Here is a 23800-nt window from a genome sequence, read left to right on the forward strand (position 1 = left end):
GATGCCTCGGACCTCACCTGCCTAGTGGAGCAGGCTCTTGTCCTTGGCGCGGGTCAATCCTTCCGCAAAAGCCACTGCCGTGTCCAGCCCCCGGCCGCTGCCGAGCGCCGCCACGGCCGGGCGGCTGCGCGTCAGCAGGCCACGGGCGACGTTGCGGGTCGATTCCACGCTGACATCATCGATGCGCTGGACGAGCTCTTCCACGGTGAGCGGACGGCCATAGGCCAGCATGTGCCGCGCCAATTGCTCGGCGCGCGAGCTGCAGCTCTCCAGCGCCATCAGCAGACCGGCCTTCATCTGCGCCTTGGCGCGCGCGATTTCGGCTTCGGTCAATGTCTCCACCGACTCGTTGATGACGTCGACGATGACTTCCATCATCTCCGGCGCATCGGTGGGATCGGTGCCGGTATAGAGACCGAAGAAGCCGGTGTCGGTATAGGGCGCGTGGAAGGTGTAGATCGAATAGCAGAGACCGCGCTTTTCGCGCACTTCCTGAAACAGCCGCGAGGACATGCCGCCGCCGAGAATGTTGGTGAAGACCTGCAGACTGAACAGCGACAGGTCCGATTGCGGCAGGCCTTCCAGCGCCAGCGTCAGATGTGCCTGTTCGAGATCGCGATTGACCACGCGCGAACCGCCCTTGCCGAACATCGCCGGCTGCGGCTTCGGCGCAGCCGTGCCTTCGAAGCTGGAAAAGCGATCGGCGGCTTCATGCACGACCTGGCGGTGATTCACGGCGCCTGCGGCAGCCACCACCATGTCCGGCCCGCGATAATGCGTGGACAGGTAGCTCTGCAGCATGTCGCGATCAAAACCCTTCAGCGTCTTGGCGGTGCCCAGAAGCGAACGGCCCATCGGCTGGTCGGGATAACAGAGCTCGTTGAGATGTTCGAACACGACATCGTCCGGCGTGTCCTGTGCCGCACCGATCTCCTGCACGATCACGCTCTTCTCGCGCTCCAGTTCATCCGGCACGAAAGTGGGATTGGCGAGAATGTCCGAGAGCACATCGAGCGCCAGCGGCACATCGGCCTTCATCACGCGGGCGTAATAGGCCGTGGTTTCGGTCGAGGTCGCGGCATTGAGATCGCCGCCGACCGCCTCGATCTCCTCGACGATCTCGCGCGACGAACGCTTCTTGGTGCCCTTGAACGCCATGTGTTCGAGCAGATGCGAGATGCCGTGCTCGTTGGGCTTCTCATCGCGGCCACCAACGCCGGTCCAGACGCCGAGCGCGGCGGTTTCCAGATGCGGCATGGTATCGGTGATGACCGTCAGGCCCGAAGGCAGTTTGGTAACTTCGACAGTCATCAGGAAACTCCTTGCTTCGCAGCGCGGCTGACCGACAGCACGAACTGCTCAATATCGCTTTGGTCATTCTTCATGACCTTAATATGCTCGGGCTTCGTCATCAGCCCTTCCAGATAGACCGGCAATGCCGGCCGGACGCCGCAAGCGGCTTCGACTGCATCGGGGAATTTCGCTGCATGCGCTGTCGACAGCACGACATTGGGCACATGCATCTCGGTGGTGTCGCGATCGGCGACGGCCAATGCCACGGCGGTATGCGGATCGATCAGATCGCCGGTTTCGCGCCACGCCGCGCGAATGGCAGCCGATGTCTCATCCTCATCGGCGCGGCCGGATTCGAAATCGGCACGGATCGCGGTCAGCACTTTCTCGGGCAGCACGAAACGACCGGACTGCTTGAGCGAATCCATCAAGCCGCGCACCAGCGCAGCATCGCGGCCGGAGGCTTCGAACAGCAGGCGCTCGAAATTCGACGACACCTGAATGTCCATCGACGGCGACGACGAGGCGTGGACCTCACGCACTTCGTAGATGCCGGTCTTGAGCGTACGATCGAGGATGTCGTTGACGTTGGCGGCGACGCGCAGCTTGCGCACCGGCAGACCCATGCGCTTGGCCACATAGCCGGCAAAGATGTCACCGAAATTGCCGGTAGGTACCGTGAAATCAACGCTGCGTGCAGGCGCACCGACCGCGACGGCCGAGGTGAAGTAGTAAACCACCTGCGCAACGATACGTGCCCAGTTGATCGAGTTCACACCCGACAGCGACACGGCGTCACGAAACTTGTGATGATTGAACAGACCCTTCACGATCGCCTGGCAATCGTCGAAATGGCCCTCGACGGCGAGCGCATGGACGTTCGACGCGCCGGTCGTGGTCATCATGCGACGCTGCACGTCGGAAATACGGCCGTTTGGGAACAGTACGACGAGATCGACATTGTCGCGACCGGCGAAGGCATCGACGGCAGCGCCACCGGTGTCCCCGGAGGTCGCGACCACGATCGTGGTACGCTGATTGCGCTTGGCGAGGACGTGATCCATCAGCCGCGCGATGAGCTGCATGGCGACGTCCTTGAACGCCAGCGTCGGGCCGTGAAACAGCTCGAGCACGAACTGGTTCGACGCGGTCTGGTCGAGCGGCACCACGGCGGGATGGCGGAAGGTGGCATAGGCCTCATTGGCCATGCGCCCGAGATCCTCGTCGGAAATCTCGCCGGCCACGAACGGCCGGAGCACCTCGACGGCGACTTCCCAATAGGGCCGGCCGAACAGCGACGCGATGGTCTCGGCTGACAACTGGGGCCAGACCTCGGGAATGTAGAGGCCGCCGTCGCGGGCAAGCCCGGTCAGCATGACATCGCAAAAACCGAGTTTCGGGGCCTCTCCCCGCGTCGAGATATAGGTCGTCAAGGCGTCCTCCAAAGGCGCGGAAACCGCCAAGCCTTTGATAATAATGGGGTTAAAACTTCACGCCGCGTGAAATCGAAGGGCACCATAATGGGTTTCGCCGGGCGAGGAAACCGACTTTGGCCAGGGTTCAGGCTCGCCGCTGGCCCCTGATCCAGACCCCGAAAGCAATCACCACGGCGGCCGCGAGGCCAAACCATGTGATGGCATATTGCATGTGGTCATCCTTGAGATGGATTTCGAGCGGACCGGCCTTCGGAATGGCGTTGGCCGGCACCGGACTTTCCAGATCGACATAGAACGGCGCGACAGGGCCCCAGCCGAGCGCCTGCGCCATGGCACGCTGGTCGCGGTTGAACCAGAGACGCTTGGTAACGTCGTCATGGGGCGTCAGCGTGCCCGCGGTTTCGGGAAAGCGCAGATAGCCGGTCATGGTCACCGGCGCTCCGGTGATGAGCTTCTGCACGGCGCGGTCCTGCTGGGCGCGATCCTGCATCGTGTTCTGCACGAAGCCCGCATTGATCACGACAGTCTCGCCGGATACCAGCTGCGCCGGCAGGAAGGCCCAGGTCACCGGACCCGGCACATCGGGCCGCACGCCGGAGCCGGAGCTGTAGACCATGCCGTCAGGGACCGGCTTGTAGACCGCCGAAAAGCTGACGCGGCGGAATTCATCTTTCGCCGGGGTCAGCACGCCCCATGTGGCCGGCGCGGGCAATGTGCCGGGCGCACCTGCAAGGCGCTCCGTGAGTGCGGCGATCAACGCGTGTTTCTCGGTACGGCGCTGCAACTGCCAGAAGCCGAGGCTGAGGAGCACACCGACGATGATGAGCGTGACGATGCCGAGACCGGTGATACTGCGCCGGCGCGCTGCAACTGTGTTCATTTCGGCGTGCGATCGATCAACTGGCCTTCGGAGGCCTTGTGGTGGAATTGCAGGGCGATCAGCAGCGACTTCATTGAGCGCAACGGCAGCAGCGTGGTCGCGAGAATCAGCGGCAGCCACAGCGCGGCATGCAGCCAGAATGGCGGCTGATACTTGACCTCCACCACCAGCGCGCAACCGACAACGATGGCCCCTGCGATCATGATGATGAAGATCGCAGGACCATCGCCGGTGTCGATGAAAGCATAGTCCAGTTCGCAACGCTCACAGCGCGGCGCCAGATTGATGAAGCCCGCATAGAGCTTGCCCGCGCCGCAACGTGGGCATTTGCAGGTCAGGCCGCGGATGACGGTCTGGCCAAGACTGACGGGAACAGCGGCTTGATCGGGCATCGAGTCGAATTCTTTCACGGCGCAAGCGCCAAACAAAAAGGGCGGCCCTGCGGCCGCCCTCTTGTAGCACCCGAATGCGATCAGTGCGCGGCTGCGCCGACGATAGGGCCGCCATAGCCCCAGACATAGATCGTAACGAACAGGAACAGCCAGACCACGTCCACGAAGTGCCAGTACCAGGCGGCGAATTCGAAACCGAGATGCTGCTTTGGCGTGAAGTGACCGGCATAGACGCGGAACAGGCAGACCAAGAGGAAGATGGTGCCGACCAGCACGTGGAAACCGTGGAAGCCGGTCGCCATGAAGAAAGTCGCACCGTAGATGTTGCCCTTGAAGCCGAAAGCGGCGTGGGCGTATTCGAAGGCCTGCACGCAGGAGAAGGCAGCGCCGAGCAGTACGGTGAGGATCAGGGCGTATTTCACCGCCTTGCGGTCGCCTTCCAGCAGCGCGTGATGCGCCCAGGTGACGGTCGTGCCCGAGGTCAGCAGGATCAGCGTGTTGAGCAGCGGCAGGTGCCAGGGATCGAAGGTCTGGATGCCCTTCGGCGGCCAAACGCCACCGAACAGTGCTTCGCGGGTGGCATGGACGGGATCGCCGGGGAACAGCGACGAATTGAAATAGGCCCAGAACCAGGCAACGAAGAACATCACTTCCGAAGCGATGAACAGGATCATGCCGTAGCGATGGCTGATCTGCACCACGCGGGTGTGATCGCCCTTGTACTGGGCTTCACGAACCACGTCGGTCCACCAGCTTGCGAACACGTAGAGCACGCCGATGGTGCCGACGCCGAACACGATGGGCGCCGCGGCATACATGTGATGCATCCAGCTGACCGCACCGACCGCCATGATGAAGGCGAACAGCGAGCCTACCGCCGGCCACGGCGAGGGATCGACGAGGTGATAGTCGTGGTGCTTTGCTTGCGCCGTAGCCATTGCGGTTCTCTCCGTCAGCTGCGCCGGTTGAAGCCGGTGCGAGTTCTCTCAATTTTATAACGCGGAACGCTCCAGGATTTCTCTCAGAGCTTTCTCTTAGAGGTTACCCTTGCGCTTGTCAGTCTCCGTCGCCGCCAGCGGCTTCGGCGCGGGATCGCGCAGGGGGTAGAACGTGTAGGACAGTGTGATCGACTTCAGTCCGTCATTCTCGCTATCCGCGGCCAGCGCAGGATCGACATAGAATACGACGGGCATTTCGCGCTTCTCACCGGGCGCCAGGGTCTGGTCGGTGAAGCAGAAGCAATTGATCTTCTGGAAATACGCACCCACCGTCAGCGGCGCCACATTATAGGCAGCCTGTGCGGAGGTGGTACGGGCGGACTGGTTGGTCACCGTATAGAACACGGTCACGACCTCGCCGATCTTGACCTCGATCTCGCTCTGCTCCGGGACGAATTTCCATGGCAGGCCGCCCGACACATTGGCATCGAAGCGCACCGCGATCTTGCGCGCGATCGGCCCGGATGCGGGCGCCGAACTGGCCACCATCGTGGTGCCGTTGAAGCCAGTGGCGCGGCAGAACCAGTTATACAGCGGCACGGCCGCGTAGGACGCGCCGACCATGAAAGCCACCAGCAGACCGCAAGCCGCAGCCACCGTCGCATCGCGACCGAGGCGCGGCTTCGAGGCTTTGATGTTCTGCGGCTGATCGGTCATGTCACTCGGCTTCTGTCATTTACATGGGCCGGATGAGAACGGCCGGCCCCTTGACCATGGTGACGGCAAAGAACAGCACGACGAGGATGCCGAGCACCCAGGCGATGGCCAGCGAGCGTTCGCGCCGGCTCTTCTTCTGCGCCTCGGTGAGGACGATGCCCTCTGGCTCGGTAGGCTTGCGCTCATTGTCCATCGGATCATGCGCCCCTCTACCAAACCATCGGGAGGATGGCCTTCACGACCACCTCGAGCAACAGAATGGCAAACAGCGCGAACAGATAGACGATCGAGAAAGCAAACAGCTTGCGCGTCGCGCGATTGGCAGGCGTGCCTTCGCGCAGACGATAGACCTGCACGGCGAGATACATCATGCCGGCGCCGAGGATCAGCGAAGCCGTGCCGTAGATGGCAGAGAAATAGCCGAGCGGCCACGGGGCCACGGCGGTCGCAACCAGCACGACAGTGTAGAGCAGGATCTGCAGCCGGGTCGCGTCGGGACCAGCGACCACCGGCAGCATCGGCACGCCGGCGCGGGTGTAATCGTCGTTGCGGAACAGGGCCAGCGCCCAGAAATGCGGCGGGGTCCAGAAGAAGATGATCAAGAACAGCAGGACCGGCTCCATCGAGAGCGTTCCTGACGCCGCAGCCCAGGCGACGACCGGCGGCAGCGCACCGGCTGCACCGCCGATGACGATGTTCTGCGCGGTCCAGCGCTTCAGAGCGATGGTGTAGATCACGACATAGAAGAAAATGGTGAAAGCGAGCAGCGCGCCGGCGAGCCAGTTGACGAGGATGCCGAGCGTCATCACCGAGAAGAAGGCCAGCACCAGACCGAAGGTCAGTGCTTCCGGCCGGGTGATGCGACCGCGCGGGATCGGGCGGTTGGCGGTGCGCGACATCAGCGCGTCGATATCGGCCTCGTACCACATGTTCAGCGCGCCGGAGGCGCCGCCGCCGACAGCGATACAGAGGATCGAGGTGATCGCCAGCACCGGGTGATGATCGCCCGGCGCCAGGAAATAACCGACCATCGCCGTGAACACGACCAGCGACATCACCCGCGGCTTGAGCAGCGCGATGTAGTCGGCAACACCCGCTTCGGAGATGCGGGGGGCAGACAGGTCGATGGTATGGTGGTCGAGGACGGACAAGATCATTCTCACTTTTGTTACGAGCACTCCGCCGAAACTCTTGCGAGTTCGGCGGAGGCATTAACTCGGTGCGGCACCCAAGAGCGCCGCACGAAAACCACTTACTGAACGCGCGGCAGCACTTCGAACTGATGGAACGGCGGTGGCGAGCTCAGGGTCCATTCCAGCGTGGTCGCGCCCGAACCCCACGGATTGTTCGCAGCCTGTTCCTTGCGGACGAAAGCTTCGATCACGCCGTAGATGAAGATCAGCACGGCAAAGCCGGAGATGTAGGAGCCGATCGACGAGACCAGGTTCCAGCCGGCGAAGGCATCCGGATAATCGACATAACGGCGCGGCATGCCCGACAGACCCAGGAAGTGCTGCGGGAAGAACACCAGATTCACGCCAATGAAGGTGACCCAGAAATGCGCCTTGGCGATGGTTTCCGAATACATGTAGCCGAACATCTTCGGGAACCAGTAATACCAGCCGGCGAAGATGGCGAACACGGCGCCTAGCGACAGCACGTAGTGGAAGTGCGCGACGACGTAATAGGTATCCTGCAGCACGCGATCGACACCGGCATTGGCCAGCACGACACCGGTGACGCCGCCGAGGGTGAACAGGAAGATGAAGCCCACGGCCCACAGCATCGGCGCCTTGAACTCGATGGAACCGCCCCACATCGTGGCGATCCAGGAGAAGATCTTCACGCCGGTCGGCACCGCGATGACCATCGTGGCGGCAACGAAGTAGGCCTGCGTCGCCGACGACATGCCGACGGTGTACATGTGGTGCGCCCAGACGACGAAGCCGATGCCGCCGATCGCGACCATCGCATAGGCCATGCCGAGATAGCCGAACACCGGCTTCTTCGAGAAGGTCGAGATGATCTGCGAGATCATGCCGAAGCCGGGCAGGATCAGGATGTACACTTCGGGGTGACCGAAGAACCAGAACAGATGCTGGAACAGGATCGGATCGCCGCCGCCGTCTGCGGCGAAGAAGGTGGTGCCGAAGTTACGGTCCGTCAGCAGCATGGTGATGGCGCCCGCCAGAACCGGCAGCGACAGCAGCAGCAGGAACACGGTGACCAGGATCGACCACACGAACAGCGGCATCTTGTGCAGGGTCATGCCCGGCGCGCGCATGTTGAAGATGGTGGTGATGAAGTTGATGGCACCGAGGATCGACGATGCACCGGCGAGATGCAGCGCCAGAATCGCGAAGTCGACGGCGGGACCCGGATGGCCCGATGTCGAGAGCGGCGCATACATGGTCCAGCCGGCGCCAACGCCGTTCGCGCCGGGCTCGCCTTCCACAAAGGTCGAGATGATGAGCAGCGCGAAAGCGGCTGGCAGCAGCCAGAACGATACGTTGTTCATGCGCGGGAAGGCCATGTCCGGTGCGCCGATCATCAGCGGCACCATCCAGTTGCCGAAACCGCCGATCATCGCGGGCATCACCATGAAGAAGATCATGATCAGACCGTGCGAGGTGACGAAGACGTTGTAGGTGTGGCTTTCGTGGAAGATCTGGACGCCCGGATACATCAACTCGATGCGGATCAGGATCGACATGATGCCGCCGATGACGCCCGCCACGATCGCGAAGATAAGGTACATCGTGCCGATGTCCTTATGGTTCGTCGAATAGACGTAGCGCCGCCACCCCGTCGGATGCGCATGCGCATGATCGTCGTGGGCGTGATCGTCGTGAGCCGGTGTTGCCGCGGTCGTTGCCATTTTCAAATCCTGCTTTGTCTTCTTCTGGCAGTCTTTGGACCTTGCGGTCCCCTCGCCCTAATTTCTTACAGTGCGTGCGGAGCCTCGCGGCTCCGCCACCCGCTTACTGCGCCACAGCAGTTCCGGCCGAAGCGTAGGAATTCGTCGGATTGGACGCGAACTTCTTCTTCGCTGTCTCGATCCATGCGGTGAATTCCTGATCGCTGACGACGCGGATCGCGATCGGCATGAACGCGTGATCCTTGCCGCACAGTTCCGAGCACTGGCCGTAGAACATGCCGGTCTTGGTGGCCTTGAACCAGGTCTCGTTCAGACGACCCGGAACGGCGTCGATCTTGATGCCGAAGGACGGGATCGCGAAAGAATGGATGACGTCTGCAGCGGTCGTCTGCACACGCACGACCTTGTTCACGGGAACGACGACTTCGTTATCGACGGCAAGCAGGCGCGGCTGCTTGTCGGTGGCCATCAGCGAGTCGAATTCGAACGGGCCGTTGTCGGGATAGCTGTAGGTCCAGAACCACTGCTTGCCGGTTGCCTTGATGGTCAGGTCGGCTTTCGGAATATCGAGTTCCAGAAACAGCAGACGGAACGACGGCACCGCAACTGCGACCAGGATCAGAACCGGGATGATCGTCCACGCCACTTCGATCAGCGTGTTGTGCGTGGTCTTGGATGCGACCGGGTTGGCCTTGGAGTTGAACTTCATCACCACGATGACGAGAAGTACAAGCACGAACAGTGTGATGGCGGTGATCAGCCAGAGCAGAAAATTATGAAACCAGGTGATGTTCTCCATCACCGGCGTGGCGGCTTCCTGCAGCTTGAATTCCCACGGCGCGGGCTGGCCCATCACCTCTGCGAATGCAGCACCGCCAAAAGCAAGCCCGGCCCCAACAACTGCTAACCCCAGCAACCGGCGGCCAATCTGGCCCCTCGACATCCTCATGCCGCTCGCGCTCCCATATTTACTGTCGCATTTCGGCCTGTCGCCGAATTATGCCGCCCGATCCGCACCCTGCCAATTTGCCAAAACGCCCAAGTGATTGGCCTGGAGGCAGTTGTTAGAATGCGTCGAAATCTAGCCTCTCAAACCATAATTCGCGGTCTGTCGCAATGCAGGAGTGGCGCATCCCGTAATGCATTCGGCGGTATTGAACGAAGGTCGCAATTGCTGCATGAAATCAGGCATAAAGAGGCGTGCGGCAACCGAACGGCGCTTGACAGCGGAATTGTCCGATGTAGGCACAGATCAGGCGATCGGCAGGATGCTGATTCGCGCCTGCGAGCGCTTTCGTGGCTCCGTGGATGCCTTCAAGGCGCCGTCATTGCCGTATCATTCCGTGGTCTGGAAAAATCCTCCAGACAGACAGCGTCAAGCGTGCTGCCCTGGACTACGACCACCACGTCACCGCCTAAGGAATCGACCCGGATGGGGCACTCGAAGTTGCAACATAAACCGACCCTGAACCGCCCAAGCCGCGGGATCGCAGGCTGGCGCCGGCTGGCGCTCGGTTGTCTCGCCCTCGCGGCAATCGCCGCCGTCCCGACTACCGCCAGCGCCCAGGGTGCGGTGCGCTCGGTTCATGGCGACTGGCAGATCCGCTGCGACACCCCGCCCGGTGCCCAGGCCGAACAATGTGCCCTGATCCAGAGCGTGGTGGCGGAAGACCGCTCCAATGCCGGCCTGACCGTGATCGTGCTGAAGACCGCCGACCAGAAGAGCAAGCTGATGCGCGTGGTGGCGCCGCTCGGTGTGCTGCTGCCGTCCGGCCTCGGCCTCAAGCTTGACAATCAGGACGTCGGCCGCGCCGGCTTCGTGCGCTGCCTGCCCAATGGCTGTGTTGCCGAAGTCGTGATGGACGACAAGCTGCTCGCCCAGCTCCGCACCGCCAAGACTGCCACCTTCATCATCTTCGAAACGCCCGAAGAAGGCATCGGCTTCCCGCTCAGCCTCAACGGCATCGGCGAGGGTTACGACAAGCTGCCATAGGCTTTGAACCCGGCAGCATTAGCCGGAACCACGCCCTCTGTAATGGTCCAGCAATCGCCGGGCATCTTCAGATGTCCAGTCGGCCTCTCCAGCAAGATATCCCTCGACCTGCCCCGTCGTCCCGATCAGATATGAGATAGGCATCGCGTAGAGGCTGAACGGAGTATCCGGAGCAGCAACCTCGCCGGCACGCGCGACCAGTCCACCAGGGTCGATACCGACATCGAGATGTCTCAGCTTCAGGTTGCGTACGAACGAAGCAACGTCTGCGCGATCAGTGGCAATCGCGATGACCTGCAGATTCGCGCGCGTCTCAACATCCTGCAGCCGATCAAGGATCGGCAACTCGGTCTTGCAGGCCGGGCACCATGTCGCCCAGAAATTGACCAGAACGACCTTTCCTGGAAACGCGGTCAGATCAACCGGCTTGCCAACTAGGCGAGGCACCGCAACGGACGGGATCGGCCGCGCTCCCCGGATGACGGTGAACTGATGCCGGGTGGTGCCAAAGGGCGGCGGCCCATCAGGCCGCGCATCCGCGGCAGCGCCCCCCACAACCAATGCGGCCGTCGTGGCCAGTGCCCCTTTGAGCAGCGTACGTCGCGAGATTGGCGAGCGAGCGACAGCCCGTTCGCAGTGCGGTGTTGTCACGGTCCAGCCTCCGATGGGCATCAAATAGGGTAGCGAAGCGTGCCGCTCAGGATCGGATATAGGACCAACCCGCTTCCTGTAGCTCGATGATCCGTCCAGGCCCGCTCGGAACCATCTGGACATTGTCGATAAACGAAATCGGATGGCCCTCGCTGCGCTCCATGCCGAGCTTGGTCGCTTCGCAGACCACGAAGCGAATGTCAGGAGTGAGACCCTGCACGACCTTCAGCAGTTCCTTGACCGGCGACGTGTCCACTCGAAACATATGAATACCGGCGTTGTAAGCGACGATTTCGATCGAGAAGTCCTGCTTCGTCTCCCGATAGTATTTCGGCAGGTTCAGCGACGTCGAAATCAGCGCTCTCATGACGGTCGGGTCGTCAGTGTTGATCTGCAGTACGAGACGATGTGCCTTGGCCGCCGCAGGCTTCGTCTCCGGCGCCCACGACTTTGAAATGGCGGGCCCCGCATCCGTCAAAGCCAGAGTGACGAATAACGGTGCCGCAAACGCCAGACCGAACGCCACCGTGGCCAAAGCCTTGCCGTTATAACTCCGCATTGAAATCATCGCTTGCACTCGAACACACTGAAAGGTTCGGCTTTTTTCAACAGCAATCCGTGGAGGCCGGATGAGAGCGTGAGCGCTGGCTACCTGAGGATCATGCTGCGCTTGGCGTAAGCCACGATACCGCTCAATGCGAGCAGCACGATCGCCGGAATCGGCGAACCGCCAATGACAAACACATGCGTGAAAATCGCACCGATCATGATGCAGCACAGGAGGACCGCGCCAAACGCGACCGTTGACGGAATGATGATCAGGACCGCTCCGAGGATTTCGAGCGTGCCGGTCAGATAGCGGAACCATTGCCCAAGACCGATATGTTCGAACTCCTCAACGAGCATCGGCACGCCGTAAAGCTTGGCAGTCCCCGCAGCGGCAAACGCAAGAGCGAGCAAGCCCCTGACGGCCCAGAGACTGATGGAGGTCCAGCGCCGCGGTGCTGAGGAGGTGACGGAAGACGATGACATGGGCAGCTCCGAAGATGGTCAAAACGGTTTCGGCGGCGCGGCTGACGACAAAGTCTGCTTCAGATCCACGGCGCGCTTTCGAAGCACAAATTTCGGCAGTAAGATGAAAAAGACAAGTAGAATGCTTTTTCTGAGATAGTATGAAAAACATGACTAATGGAAAAACAGGCGATATCGCGCTGCCCGAATGCCAACAGGGCCGGGACCTAGAAGATTTTCATCGGGCGCTGGGGATGATTACCGGCAAATGGAAATGTGAGATCCTCTGGCAACTGGTCCAGAGCAAACACCGGTTCGGAGAACTGCAGCGCGCGATTCCGAATGTGACGCAACACATGCTGACGACACAACTGCGCGATCTCGAGTGCAACGGACTCGTCAAGCGCACGGTCTTCGCCGAGATCCCTCCGAGGGTGGAATATGAAATCACGGAATCGGCGAGAGCGCTCAGGCCGGTCTTCGAGGAACTGTTCCGATGGTCGCAGGCGCATTTCTCTGCGATGCAGGCCCGATCCACGACCTCACCCGGCTCCGACGAGAGCGCAGCGCCCCTGACTCATCTTTGATCCAGAAATGGAGCGACTTACTCGCCGGGCACCAGCCCGACCGCATGACGGCGCCCGGGCTTCGATGCCGCACGCAGGCGGCGGCGCGAGAAATACAGGATGAAGCCGGTCACGGTGAACAGCGGCATCAAGGCCGCGGCCAGCAAGAACACGATGCGACCAGGCAGCCCCAGGAATGCACCGGTGTGGATGTGCAGCACCGCGGCCAGAATGCGCTCACCGAATGTCTTGTCGTTGTAGAGCTCTGCCGACACCATGCGGCCGGTCAGGCCATCGATGCGGAAATCGTCGCGCGCTTCATCGAATGACGCATCCTTTGCCACCGAGCGGATACGCACGACACTGCCCGGTCCGTTCGGCACCTGCATGATCGCCATCGCATAGCGGCTGCCTTGATCAGCCAGAAACGTCGACCAGACCTTGTCGAGTGACGGAGTCGCAGGCGTATCAGCGGCAGCTGCTTTGGCGCCCCCCTTTGCTGCGCGCATGGCCGGCGCACTCGCAGCGGGCTTGCTCGACAGAAGCCAAGTCGCGCTGGCCTTGTACCAGTCGAACGACCACCAAAGGCCGGTGAGAATGGTCACCAGATAGACCGGCAGCAACCAGGTGCCGACGACGCTGTGCAGCGACCTGTGAAACGGACGGCCGGGCATCGCCAGATTCGGCTTCATCCAGGCCTTGATGCTGCGGACACGGCGCGGCCAGCGCAGCACCATCCCGGAGATCAGCAACACGAACAGGCCGAGCACGGCGACGCCGGTGACCAGACGGCCATAGCCATTGCCGTTACCCGGCAGCAGCAGAAAGCGATGCAGGTTGCGCAGCGTCGCGAAGAAGCCCTCCCCCTGCATCGCCGAGACGACGCGGCCGTCATAGGGATCGACATAGACCGACGAGCGCTCCCCAGTCTCGCTGCGGGCAAAGCGCATCCGCACCGCCGTGCCGGGCTCGCTCGAAAAGACAATGAGACCAACCTTGCCCGCTCCTGGCACCGCCTGAACCCGCGCCACCAGCTCATCAGGTCCGAGCACAGGTGCGGGGCGCGGATCCACCTTCGTCACATCGCGATTCAGCGCAGCGACGATTTCGTCCTCGAAGCTCAGCATGGCGCCGGTCAGACCGATCAGGCCGAGGATCAGCGAGATCGCCAGGCCGATGATGGAATGGACTTGCAGGAATGCGGATTTGGTTCGTGAGGCCATGAAAAGCGATAATTGCCAGAAGAGATTAGTCCTGCAAGGAGTACCGTTCACACAGGATGGTGCTCGGAGGTCTACCGCACCGCAGCCTGAGGCGCATCGGAGCGCAGTTTGTAATAGCTCCAAGGTAGCCCCATCATGGCTGGCACGGTTGCCCCCAGAGGATCTCGCCCCGGCGATGTGCAGGCCTCCCTTTTTGTCAAAACAGCACTTATCTTGGTTTGAATCGCCTGTTTCGCCGCAGGTTACGCCTTTGTAAGGCGACCCATCCCCGGGTTGTCGCTACAAATTGAAATCGTGGCCCCGCGCCTGGCGCCGGGGCCGCGCCGCTGACATTGGAGCCTGCATGACCAGCCCAGCCACCACCTCCCTGATCGACCGCGCCAATCTGGACCGCGACGAGGTTCGCCGCGAGCTCATGCGGGGGCTTCAGGGCGCCGACGATGGCGAGCTGTTCCTCGAATACAGCCAATCGGAGGCACTCGGCTTCGACAACGGCCGGCTGAAGCAGGCGACCTATGACACCGCGCAGGGTTTCGGCCTCCGCGCCGTCAAGGACGATGCGGTCGGCTATGCGCATTCCTCGGATGTGTCGATCCCGGCGCTGATCCGCGCGGCTGATGCGGTCAATGCGGTCCGTGGCGGCTATGCCGGCACCTTCGCGGCGGCGCCCTCGCATACCAATGTGCGGCTCTATAGTGACGACAATCCGCTGGACGCGCCGGGCTTCGAGGCCAAGGTCAAGCTGCTGGCCGAGATCGACGCCTATGTGCGCGACAAGGACCCCCGCGTCCGCCAGGTCTCCGTCTCCCTCGGCGCCACCTGGCAGGTGGTCGAGATCCTGCGCCCGGATGGCGAGAGCTACCGCGACATCCGTCCGCTGGTGCGCGTGAACATCTCCGTCGTCGCCGGTCAGGGTGACCGGCAGGAAAGCGGCTCCAAGGGCTATGGCGGCCGCGAGGGCTATGCCCGCTTCATCGAGAGCGGTTCGTGGCGCACGGCTGCCGATGGCGCGCTGCGCGAGGCGCTGGTCAATCTCGAATCGATCCCGGCCCCTGCCGGCGAAATGGACGTCGTGCTCGGCCCCGGCTGGCCCGGCGTGATGCTGCATGAAGCCGTCGGCCACGGGCTCGAAGGCGATTTCAATCGCAAGCAGACCTCGGCTTTCGCAGGCCTGATGGGCCAGCAGGTCGCCGCCAAGGGCGTCACCGTGGTCGATGACGGCACGATCTCGTCGCGCCGCGGCTCGCTCTCCATCGACGACGAGGGCACGCCCACCAACCGCACCACACTGATCGAGGACGGCATCCTCGTCGGCTACATGCAGGACCGCCAGAACGCCCGCTTGATGGGCATGAAACCCACCGGCAATGGCCGCCGTCAGGGTTACGCCCATGTGCCGATGCCGCGCATGACCAACACCTACATGCTGGCCGGCCAGCGCGATCCCGCCGAGATCCTCGCCTCGGTGAAGAACGGCATCTATGCGGTGAACTTCGGCGGCGGCCAGGTCGACATAACCTCCGGCAAATACGTGTTTCAGTGCACCGAGGCCTACAAGATCGAGAACGGCAAGATTGGCGCGCCGCTGAAGGGCGCGATGATGATCGGCAACGGTCCGACCGACCTGCACCGCATCAGCATGATCGGCAACGATCTCGCGCTCGATGATGGCATCGGGACCTGCGGCAAGCACGGCCAGGGCGTGCCGGTGGGCGTTGGCCAGCCGACGCTGCGCATGGACAAGGTGACCATCGGAGGAACGGGCCAGTGACCACGGATACGGAAACCACAACCGTCGCATCGACCGCAAAACGCTGGTCCGGCCAGCTGGCACAGATCGTCGCGATCGTCGGCGTCGTCTTCGTGGCAAAGGGGGCTCTCGCCGAGCCCTTCTATGTGCCGTCGGCCTCCATGGAGCCAACACTGCTGATCGGCGATGCATTGCTGGCGACCAAGTTTCCCTACGGCTATTCAACAGCCTCGCTGCCGATCCATGTCTCCCTTCCCGAGACCGGCCGCGTCTTCGCGACCACGCCGAAGCGCGGCGATGTCGTGGTGTTTCGCTGGCCCGGCGACCGCTCCCAGGTCTGGGTCAAGCGTGTGATCGGCCTGCCCGGCGATCGCGTCGAACTGCGCGGCGGTCAGGTCTGGCTCAATGGCGTCGCGACGTCGGTGAAGGCCGACGGCATCGGCGCCGCGGAAGACGATAGCGGCGGCTTCGAACCGGCGCATCGTTATGTCGAAACGCTGCCCGGCGGCGTGTCGCATCCGATTTTCAAGCTGCGTGACAACGGCCGCCTCGACAACACGCCGGAAGTCGTCATTCCCCCCGACCATCTGTTCGTGATGGGCGACAACCGCGACAACTCCGCCGACAGCCGCGTACCGGTGTCGCAAGGTGGTGTCGGCCTGCTGCCGATGGACAACCTCGTCGGCCGTGTCGATGCCATCGTCGGCTCATGGGATCTCGGCGTGCGCAACCAACCGGTGACCAACTGGCTATCGGGCTTCCGCATGGCGCGGTTCTTCACCGGGGTGCATTGAGCGCCGCGACAGCAGCATGCGCACAGCAGATTTCATTTCCGCTGTGCTGTGCAATCCGATCCATGACGCGCTCCTCTGCCGGCTGAATGAACTCGGTCTCCCGGACGCCTGGATCGTCGCCGGTTGTCTGACGCAAACGGCGTGGCCTGAACTCAAGCTTCACGCTCCGGAAGCTTGGCATCTCGACATGACCGGCGAGGCAAGGCCGCTATGACGTTCGAAGATATCCGCACACTCGCGCGCGTTTGGCCTGAAGTCGACGATGGCACTTCCTACGGCACACCGGCTCTCAAGGTGCGCAAGAAACTGCTGGTCCGACTAAAGGAAGACGGCGACTCGCTGGTGATGCCCGGTGTTCCGCGGGACGAGCGCGACATGCTCGTCGAGAACGAACCGAATATCTTCTATTTCACCGATCACTATCGCGATTATCCGATGGTGTTGATCCGCCTCTCCAAGGCGAAGCGCGCCCTGGTCGAACCGCTGTTGCGGCGACAGTGGCTGGCGCTGGCCTCGAAAGCTGCGCGCAAGGCGTTCGAGACCGAAGGCTCTTCCCGTCAGAAATAAGCAATTGCGCGGCCGCATATGGCGACCGCGAACCAGATGGCGATTGATGCCAGCGCGCCTTGCCGCGCGCCCGCAGGCATCGGTGACAGCGGCGGCAACGCGGCGATCCTTGGCATGATGATCGCCTCGACCCAGACGACATTGAGTAGGCCCAGCGCGATCAGGGCCGCCTTGATCTGAAACACGCGGTTCAGCACGACATGACTCGCTTCGGCGGTAAACAGAATGCTGCCGGTGACCACGAGGCCGAGAAATCCGGCAATGGCAAAGCGGCGCGCCCTGCGCAGCAGCGGACCGGGCGCCGTTGCAGCCAACCCGCCTGCGAGCCGAACATCCATCACCGCGATGGCACCGGCGAAGAACATCAGCGCGACGATGTGGCCGATATTGGCGGACATATAGAGCCAGCGCGATTGCCGGATCGCTGCGCCAATTGCGGACGCTTCCATGGCCATGAAGATTGCGGGCGCGCCCTCGGTCATGGGCCGGCGCTATCGCAGCTCGTAGGTCTTGCCGTCCACGGTGATGCGTTCGGCGCGCATCTCGTCTTTCTCGACGGTGGATGGATAGCCAAACGCCGAGACGGTCTTGCCGACAGCCACGATATCGGCAGACGCCCCGCGCGCCGTCATGCGCGAGGTCGGCGCAAGAGTGACGGTCCAGGCCTTGTCGGACCCCTTGATCACGATCGTCGCGTGCGGATTCTCGAATTTGCTGTTTTCGACGGGACCGTTCACGGTGACCGGATGGGCAGCGTCGTAGCTGCCCCAACCGTGATGGGCGACGGCGGCGACCGTCGTAACAGCAATCAGTAATCCAGCGCATGTCAGTGCGGGCAGGAGACGCGTCATGGCTCAACTCCCTTTATTGCTGGAATGCTACCTCACAACGCCCGAAATGAAACCCGGTTTTCGCCGCGGCGGCTTGATGTCGTTCTTCAGGAAGCAGCGCGCATTCTTGCCGGCATAACCGGGCCGCGCAAAGGTCCAGGCGCGGCATTTGTTGTCGCCCTGGCAGGCATCGCGGCAGGCATCGCCGTGTTCGGCCTTGTCGTCGTTCTTGATCTCGAACGAACGATAGTCGCCGCCAAAACGATCTGTCGAGGTTTCCACCGGACCTGTGCGCGGCTCGATGACGCCGGCGCCACGCACGCCGGAGACGCAGCAATAGCTCTCGACCCGCGGCGGCACCTTGTCTTTCAGCCAGCACACCGCGTTTTCGGAATTGTCGCTCGGATAGTTGAAGCTCCAGGCACGGCACTTCTTGTCGCGCTCGCAGATCAGTGCGCATTCGGCGGGATCGCCGGACAGTGAGACCGAGCGCGAATAATCACCGCCGGGACGATCGAAATTGGTTTGCGCCTGAGCAGGTGCAACGGCTGCGACCAACAGCATGGCGAGGGCTGTCAGACACGCTCTGAACAGGTTCCTCGGCATGCAGGATGACTTTCAGCGGTTTGCAAACGGCGTAAGAAGGACGCCATTGGAACGCCGGTCACCTGTACCGCTGATGAACGGATTTTCAGCTTCGCCAAGCCGCTGATCTAGAAGCAGTATTCCTTATAGGCGGGCGCCACCGAGCCACCCCAGGCGCCATGGAACCTGTCGAGCATCTGCTCGGCCGGAGTCTTTCCGGAATCCAGAATCCGATCGAGTGCCTCCAGATGGTGGGACTCATCGCGGCCGTGCGCGTCGAGCTTGCCGCGCCGGCGCAGGCCGCCATGGGCGAGCAACAGACACTCTTTGGCGATTTCGAACAGATACCGATCCTTGATCTTCGCCTTGAAGCCCAACTTCGGCACATCGTCGCGCAACGCCTGTCGCTCCGCCGCAGTCCAGTTCTTGACGATATCCCAGGCCGCATTGAGGGCGCTGTCGTCATAAAGCAATCCGACCCAGAACGCCGACAGTGCCGGCAAACGATCCGACGGCACGCCATCGGCGCCGCGCATTTCGAGATAACGCTTCAGGCGAACTTCCGGGAAAATCGTCGAGAGATGATTGGCCCAGTCCGAGAGAGTGGGACGCTCGCCGGGTATCTTTTCGTTCTTGCCCGCGAAGAAGTCGCGGAACGACGAGCCGGACACATCGATATAGGTATCGCCGCGCTTGACGAAATACATCGGAACATCCAGCGCGTAATCGACCCAGCGTTCGAAGCCCATGCCGTCTTCGAACGCCCACGGGATCATGCCGGAGCGGGCATTGTCGGTGTCGCGCCAGACTTCGGATCGGAACGACAGGAAGCCGTTCGGCTTGCCTTCGGTGAATGGCGAATTGGCGAACAAGGCGGTCGCGATCGGCTGCAGCGCAACGGAAACGCGCAGCTTCTTGACCATGTCCGCTTCCGAGGAGAAGTCGAGATTGGTCTGCACCGTGCAGGTCCGGTACATCATGTCCAGACCGTACTGGCCCACTTTGGGCATGTAGTTGGTCATGATCTTGTAGCGCCCCTTGGGCATCACCGGAATCTGCGCGCGCGACCACGACGGCGTAAGACCGAGACCCAGAAAGCCGATGCCGAGCGGCGTCGCCACTTCGCGCACCTGCGCCAGATGCGCCATCAGTTCGGACTGCGTCTGGTGGACTGTCTCCACCGGCGCGCCCGACAATTCAAACTGGCCGCCGGGCTCAAGCGAGATTGCGCCGCCGCCGGTGACGTCATAGAGGCCGATGATATTGCCGGCTTCCATGATCGGCTCCCAGCCGAGCAGATGCTTCATACCGTCAAGCACCGCGCCGATGCCGCGCGGGCCTTCGTAAGGCACGGGATTGTGACCGTTCAGCGTAAACGGCGTCTTCTCGTGTTCGGTGCCGATGCGGAATTCCGATGGCGGCTTCACGCCCGCCGCCAGCCACGCCACGAGTTCGTCGCGCGACTGCAGCGGCGTCATATCGATTTGGTCACGCGCCATGGAAATTCCGAATGAAAGGCGCTGCAATCTGTTGCGCGCGGTGTCGGGAACGCCCGCGGCCCGTGCGGGTCGCGAACGCAGGCAAAAATTTAAGGTTCATCGCGCCGGCGCGGCGTCTCTGGCGGCCGGCGATGTCACTGTCGATGCCGCTTCTTGGCACGCGCAGCCGAGCCGGTCGAGCAGGCCGCACAGTTTTGCTGCATCTGCGTCGGACAGTTTCGAGCCGACATGTTTCTCGATTGCCGTTGAATAGGCGCAGCCCATCTTCTTGTGCAACTCGCGCCCGGCAGCCGTGATTTCGACGAACAGGCCGCGCTTGTCCATCTTGCATTCGCGGCGTGCAGCCAGGCCTTCGTCGACCAGACGATCGATCAGCCGCGATGTCGAATATTGCGGTATCAGCATCTGCTTTTCGAGCTCGACCGGACGCATCTCGCCGGTCGGCGAGCGCGACAACTCGGCCAACGCGTCGTACCATGCGAGCGGCGGAAAACCGGCGCGCTTGAGGTCCTGCTCGACGCCGTCCAGCACCCGGCTCTGGATTCGCATCAGGCGGATCCAGGCGGCTGTCGCCTCGGTGGAAGGTTTACGTTTCATGGCTCAGTCCAAATGGTGGCGGCACCCTAGCCCACTTGATGCAGCTGCATCAATCTTGACTCTTTCATGCATATGCATTTAGTCACCCGCGTGGTTAAACCAATGTCCTCAGGGAGGAATTTTCGATGAAGCTGTATTATTCGCCAGGCGCCTGTTCGCTCTCGCCTCATATCGCACTTCTCGAAGCTGGCCTGCCTTACGATCTCGTGAAGGTCGACCTCAAAGCCAAGAAGCTGGAAAACGGCGACGACTATCTCGCCATCAACCCCAAGGGCCAGGTGCCGGCCCTCGGCCTCGACAGCGGTGCGCTCGTGACCGAAGGTCCGGTCATCGTGCAGTACATTGCCGACAAGGCTGCTGCCAAAAATCTGGCGCCGGCCCATGGTAGCGATGAGCGCCGTCAGCTGCAGGAGTATCTTGGCTTCATCAACGGCGAGCTGCACAAGAACTTCAGCCCGTTGTTCCAGCCGGTGTTCGATGACGAAGTGAAGGGCTTCTTCAAGACCCGCCTGATGGGCAAGTTCAAATATCTCGATGGCCAGCTCGCAGGCAAAGACTACCTGCTGGGTAAGGATTTCAGCGTCGCTGACGGCTATCTGTTCGTCATGCTGAAATGGGCCGACCGGATGAGCATCGATCTCTCCGAATTCAAGAACCTGATGACCTACAAGGACCGCGTCGCTGCCCGTCCGCAAGTGCAGGCCGCGCTGGAGAAGGAAGGCCTGATGAAGGCAGCGTAAGCTGCTGGCATCGCGCTGAAATACGAAAGGGCCGGATCAATGATCCGGCCCTTTTTTGTTTGTGTTGGATGCCGTGTTGATCACCACATGATAGACTTGGCGCTGTCGTCCCCTCTCCCCTTGCGGGGGAGGGTTAGGGAGAGGGGTGGCCGCAAATCGCGACGCCCGAGTTCTGGGCACCCCTCTCCCCGGCCCTCCCCCGCAAGGGGGAGGGAGCATTACGGTCCGTGCTATCGACTACGCCGCCGCGAGTTTCTTCGGCGGGAAGCGGCCGTAGAACGTCTCGCCCTTGGCGGCCATCTCTTCGAGCAGCTTCGGCGGCGTGAAGCGGGAGCCGTATTTAGCTTCAAGCTTGTGGCAGAGCTCGACGAACTTCTTCGTGCCCATGAAGTCGATATAGCTCAGCGTACCGCCGGTGAACGGCGCGAAGCCGAAGCCGAGGATCGAGCCGACATCGGCTTCGCGCGGATCGACGATCACGTGATCCTCGACGGTGCGCGCGGCTTCCACCGCCTGCACCACCAGGAAGCGCTGTTTCAGCTCCTCCACATCGAGCGTATCGGGATCAACCGGCTTCGGCAGCAGCGGAGCGATGCCCTTCCAGAGCGCTTTCGAACCCTTGCCCTTCGGCGGATACTCGTAGAAGCCCTTGCCGTTCTTGCGACCGAAGCGCTCCTGCTTCTCCACCATCTCGACGATCAGCTTCTTCTGCGCCTGATCGACTGCCTGCGAGCCCAAATCGGCTTCGGTGGCCTTCATGATCTTCAGCACCAGATCGAGCGCGATCTCGTCCGACAGCGACAGCGGCCCGACCGGCATGCCGGCCATCTTCGCGGTGTTCTCGATCATCGCCGGCGGCACGCCCTCGAGCAGCATTTCAAGGCCTTCGGCCGTGAAGCGCAACACGCAGCGATTGGCGAAGAAGCCGCGGGAGTCATTCACGACAATCGGCGTCTTGCCGATGACGCGGACGTAGTCCAATGCGGTGGCGAGCGCGACATCGCCGGTGTTCTTGCCGACAATGACTTCCACCAGCATCATCTTCTCGACCGGCGAGAAGAAATGGATACCGATGAACTTGGACTGGTCCGCGAACTCTTCGGCCAGCGAGTTGATCGGCAGCGTCGAAGTGTTCGACGCGATGATCGCGCCTTCCTTCAGCAGCGGCTGCACCTTCTTGTAGATCTCGGCCTTGACGGCGCGATCCTCGAACACGGCCTCGATGACGAGATCGCAGTCCTTGATGACGTCGAAGTCCGCAGTCGCGGTGATCTTTGCCAGCAGCGCCGTCTTGTCGGCTTCCTTGGCGCGGCCCTTGGCGATCAGACCGTCGATCGCGGCGATGCAATGACCGAGGCCCTTGTCGGCGCTGGCCTGATCGCGATCGATCAGCACGACATCCATGCCGCCGCGTGCGGAGACGAAGCCGACTGACGCGCCCATGAAACCGGCGCCGATGACGGCGAGCTTCTTGACCTTGGTCGGCGGCACGTTCTGCGGACGACGCGCACCCTTGTTGAGCTCTTGCATCGACAGGAACAGGCTGCGGATCATCGCCGCCGCTTCCTTGGTCTGCAGGATATGCGCGAACTGACGGGACTCGACGCGCAGCGCCGCATCCATCGGCAACTGCAGGCCTTCATAGACGCACTGCATGATCGCGCGGGCGGCCGGATAGTTGTCGAAGGTCTCGCGGCGATAGATCGCATTACCAGCCGGGAACATCATCATGCCCTGCTTGGAATAGACGGGGCCGCCGGGCAGCTTGAAGCCCTTCTCGTCCCACGGCGCGACGGGTTTGCCGCCGGCCTTGATCCACTCTTTCGCAGCCGTGATGAGATCGGCCGATGGCACCACCGCGCCGACGATGCCCATCGCCTTCGCCTTGACGAGATTGATCGCTTCGCCCTTGAGCAGCATCTGCATCGTGTCTTGCGGCTGCAGCATGCGCGCGAGGCGCTGGGTGCCGCCGCCACCTGGGAACAAGCCGACCTTGATTTCAGGCAGACCCAGACGCGTCTTCGGATTTTCCGCAGCAACGCGATAGTGGCAGGCCAGCGTCAGCTCGAACGCGCCGCCGAGCGCGAGGCCGTTGATGGCCGCGACCCATGGCTTGCCCGAGGTCTCGATCTTGCGCAGTGTCAGCGACAGCTTGCGGCTCTCGTCGAACAGCATCTGCTGCGCGGCTTCCTCGCCCTTGGCAGCCCTGGTCTCGGCAAACACCTTGCCCATGCCTTCGAGCATCGACAGATCGGCACCGGCCGAGAAAGCTTCCTTGCCGGAGGTGATGACGACGCCCTTCACGGCGGCATCCGCAGTGATCTGATCGACGATCGCGCCGAGTTCCTCGATGGTCGCTACGTCGAGCACGTTCATCGAACGGCCGGAGATATCCCAGGTGACGAGCGCGATGCCATCGGCGTCGGTCTCAACCTTGAAATTCTTGAAGGTCATGTTGGC

General features: G+C 62.1%; 27 protein-coding genes. 7 read left to right on the forward strand and 20 right to left on the reverse strand.

What is annotated here, in order from left to right; translation table 11 throughout:
- Positions 1-21 precede the first annotated feature (21 nt).
- From BLW80_RS27915 to coxB, 10 genes are all read right to left on the reverse strand, one after another.
- Positions 22-1311, reverse strand: a complete 1290-nt coding sequence (locus tag BLW80_RS27915) for a M16 family metallopeptidase (RefSeq protein WP_093761650.1) — start codon at positions 1309-1311, stop codon at positions 22-24.
- Complete coding sequence (gene thrC / locus BLW80_RS27920) at positions 1311-2726, reverse strand: threonine synthase (protein ID WP_170849832.1); 1416 nt, start codon at positions 2724-2726, stop codon at positions 1311-1313. Before thrC ends, BLW80_RS27915 begins: the two co-directional genes overlap by 1 nt.
- Positions 2727-2853: 127 nt before the next feature.
- A complete protein-coding gene (locus BLW80_RS27925; protein ID WP_093761652.1) occupies positions 2854-3609 on the reverse strand; it encodes an SURF1 family protein in 756 nt (251 codons plus the stop codon).
- Positions 3606-4001, reverse strand: a complete 396-nt coding sequence (locus tag BLW80_RS27930) for a DUF983 domain-containing protein (protein ID WP_093761820.1) — start codon at positions 3999-4001, stop codon at positions 3606-3608. Before BLW80_RS27930 ends, BLW80_RS27925 begins: the two co-directional genes overlap by 4 nt.
- Before the next feature lie 80 nt (positions 4002-4081).
- Complete coding sequence (locus tag BLW80_RS27935; protein ID WP_089266832.1) at positions 4082-4939, reverse strand: cytochrome c oxidase subunit 3; 858 nt, start codon at positions 4937-4939, stop codon at positions 4082-4084.
- 96 nt (positions 4940-5035) lie between these two features.
- Complete coding sequence (locus tag BLW80_RS27940; RefSeq protein ID WP_093761654.1) at positions 5036-5656, reverse strand: cytochrome c oxidase assembly protein; 621 nt, start codon at positions 5654-5656, stop codon at positions 5036-5038.
- Positions 5657-5675: 19 nt separating this feature from the next.
- A complete protein-coding gene (locus BLW80_RS27945) occupies positions 5676-5849 on the reverse strand; it encodes a cytochrome c oxidase system small membrane protein (RefSeq protein WP_093761656.1) in 174 nt (57 codons plus the stop codon).
- Between the two features lie 16 nt (positions 5850-5865).
- Positions 5866-6807 (reverse strand): heme o synthase, encoded by a 942-nt coding sequence (locus BLW80_RS27950; protein WP_093761822.1) that lies wholly within the window; start codon positions 6805-6807, stop codon positions 5866-5868.
- 101 nt (positions 6808-6908) lie between these two features.
- On the reverse strand, positions 6909-8534 hold the full coding sequence (ctaD, locus tag BLW80_RS27955; RefSeq protein WP_068732612.1) for a cytochrome c oxidase subunit I: 1626 nt from the start codon (positions 8532-8534) through the stop codon (positions 6909-6911).
- A gap of 103 nt (positions 8535-8637) precedes the next feature.
- A complete protein-coding gene (coxB, locus tag BLW80_RS27960; RefSeq protein ID WP_093761658.1) occupies positions 8638-9483 on the reverse strand; it encodes a cytochrome c oxidase subunit II in 846 nt (281 codons plus the stop codon).
- Between the two features lie 483 nt (positions 9484-9966).
- Between coxB and BLW80_RS27965 the strand changes: the two genes are divergently transcribed.
- The gene (locus BLW80_RS27965) at positions 9967-10527 is read left to right on the forward strand and encodes an invasion associated locus B family protein (protein ID WP_244528476.1); all 561 of its coding nucleotides are present in this window, start codon (positions 9967-9969) and stop codon (positions 10525-10527) included.
- 18 nt (positions 10528-10545) lie between these two features.
- Here the strand turns inward: BLW80_RS27965 and BLW80_RS27970 are convergent, their stop codons facing one another.
- The 3 genes from BLW80_RS27970 to BLW80_RS27980 all read right to left on the reverse strand — a co-directional run bounded on the left by BLW80_RS27970 (position 10546) and on the right by BLW80_RS27980 (position 12210).
- Positions 10546-11178, reverse strand: coding sequence for a TlpA family protein disulfide reductase (locus tag BLW80_RS27970; protein ID WP_093761826.1), 633 nt, complete (start codon positions 11176-11178; stop codon positions 10546-10548).
- A gap of 46 nt (positions 11179-11224) precedes the next feature.
- Positions 11225-11737 (reverse strand): DsrE family protein, encoded by a 513-nt coding sequence (locus BLW80_RS27975; RefSeq protein WP_093761660.1) that lies wholly within the window; start codon positions 11735-11737, stop codon positions 11225-11227.
- Positions 11738-11826: 89 nt separating this feature from the next.
- A complete protein-coding gene (locus BLW80_RS27980) occupies positions 11827-12210 on the reverse strand; it encodes a DoxX family protein (protein WP_093761662.1) in 384 nt (127 codons plus the stop codon).
- A gap of 149 nt (positions 12211-12359) precedes the next feature.
- Here BLW80_RS27980 and BLW80_RS27985 point away from each other — a divergent pair, with 149 nt between their 5' ends.
- Positions 12360-12776 carry a winged helix-turn-helix transcriptional regulator gene (locus BLW80_RS27985; RefSeq protein ID WP_093761828.1) on the forward strand — a complete coding sequence of 139 codons (417 nt, stop codon included), beginning with the start codon at positions 12360-12362 and terminating at the stop codon, positions 12774-12776.
- 17 nt (positions 12777-12793) lie between these two features.
- On the opposite strand, the gene BLW80_RS27990 is transcribed toward BLW80_RS27985, so the two are convergent.
- A complete protein-coding gene (locus BLW80_RS27990; RefSeq protein WP_093761664.1) occupies positions 12794-13978 on the reverse strand; it encodes a PepSY-associated TM helix domain-containing protein in 1185 nt (394 codons plus the stop codon).
- Positions 13979-14321: 343 nt separating this feature from the next.
- Here BLW80_RS27990 and tldD point away from each other — a divergent pair, with 343 nt between their 5' ends.
- The 4 genes from tldD to BLW80_RS28010 are packed head-to-tail and all read left to right on the forward strand — an operon-like array spanning position 14322 to position 17089.
- On the forward strand, positions 14322-15749 hold the full coding sequence (tldD, locus tag BLW80_RS27995; protein ID WP_089266822.1) for a metalloprotease TldD: 1428 nt from the start codon (positions 14322-14324) through the stop codon (positions 15747-15749).
- Positions 15746-16522 carry a signal peptidase I gene (gene lepB / locus BLW80_RS28000; protein WP_093761666.1) on the forward strand — a complete coding sequence of 259 codons (777 nt, stop codon included), beginning with the start codon at positions 15746-15748 and terminating at the stop codon, positions 16520-16522. The genes tldD and lepB overlap by 4 nt, the downstream gene beginning before the upstream one ends.
- Positions 16523-16538: 16 nt before the next feature.
- A complete protein-coding gene (locus tag BLW80_RS28005; protein WP_093761668.1) occupies positions 16539-16736 on the forward strand; it encodes a nucleotidyltransferase family protein in 198 nt (65 codons plus the stop codon).
- Positions 16733-17089 (forward strand): MmcQ/YjbR family DNA-binding protein, encoded by a 357-nt coding sequence (locus BLW80_RS28010; RefSeq protein ID WP_093761670.1) that lies wholly within the window; start codon positions 16733-16735, stop codon positions 17087-17089. Before BLW80_RS28005 ends, BLW80_RS28010 begins: the two co-directional genes overlap by 4 nt.
- Here BLW80_RS28010 and BLW80_RS28015 read toward each other — a convergent pair.
- From BLW80_RS28015 to BLW80_RS28035, 5 genes are all read right to left on the reverse strand, one after another.
- Positions 17080-17571 carry a hypothetical protein gene (locus BLW80_RS28015; RefSeq protein WP_093761672.1) on the reverse strand — a complete coding sequence of 164 codons (492 nt, stop codon included), beginning with the start codon at positions 17569-17571 and terminating at the stop codon, positions 17080-17082. The two genes, BLW80_RS28010 and BLW80_RS28015, sit on opposite strands and share 10 nt — an antisense overlap.
- Positions 17572-17580: 9 nt before the next feature.
- A complete protein-coding gene (locus tag BLW80_RS28020) occupies positions 17581-17940 on the reverse strand; it encodes a DUF6152 family protein (RefSeq protein ID WP_093761674.1) in 360 nt (119 codons plus the stop codon).
- 27 nt (positions 17941-17967) lie between these two features.
- Positions 17968-18483: a PAN domain-containing protein gene (locus BLW80_RS28025; RefSeq protein ID WP_086937046.1), complete on the reverse strand. Its 516-nt coding sequence runs from the start codon at positions 18481-18483 to the stop codon at positions 17968-17970.
- Positions 18484-18632: 149 nt separating this feature from the next.
- Positions 18633-20003, reverse strand: a complete 1371-nt coding sequence (locus tag BLW80_RS28030; protein ID WP_093761676.1) for a glutamate--cysteine ligase — start codon at positions 20001-20003, stop codon at positions 18633-18635.
- Between the two features lie 96 nt (positions 20004-20099).
- The gene (locus BLW80_RS28035) at positions 20100-20600 is read right to left on the reverse strand and encodes a MarR family winged helix-turn-helix transcriptional regulator (protein WP_068732586.1); all 501 of its coding nucleotides are present in this window, start codon (positions 20598-20600) and stop codon (positions 20100-20102) included.
- A gap of 125 nt (positions 20601-20725) precedes the next feature.
- On the opposite strand from BLW80_RS28035, the gene gstA reads away from it, so the two are divergent.
- Positions 20726-21340 carry a glutathione transferase GstA gene (gene gstA / locus BLW80_RS28040; RefSeq protein WP_093761678.1) on the forward strand — a complete coding sequence of 205 codons (615 nt, stop codon included), beginning with the start codon at positions 20726-20728 and terminating at the stop codon, positions 21338-21340.
- 237 nt (positions 21341-21577) lie between these two features.
- On the opposite strand, the gene BLW80_RS28045 is transcribed toward gstA, so the two are convergent.
- Complete coding sequence (locus tag BLW80_RS28045; protein ID WP_093761680.1) at positions 21578-23794, reverse strand: 3-hydroxyacyl-CoA dehydrogenase NAD-binding domain-containing protein; 2217 nt, start codon at positions 23792-23794, stop codon at positions 21578-21580.
- Between the last annotated feature and the right edge of the window lie 6 nt (positions 23795-23800).

It is taken from the genome of Tardiphaga sp. OK245 (assembly GCF_900108575.1).
Taxonomy (GTDB): domain Bacteria; phylum Pseudomonadota; class Alphaproteobacteria; order Rhizobiales; family Xanthobacteraceae; genus Tardiphaga; species Tardiphaga robiniae.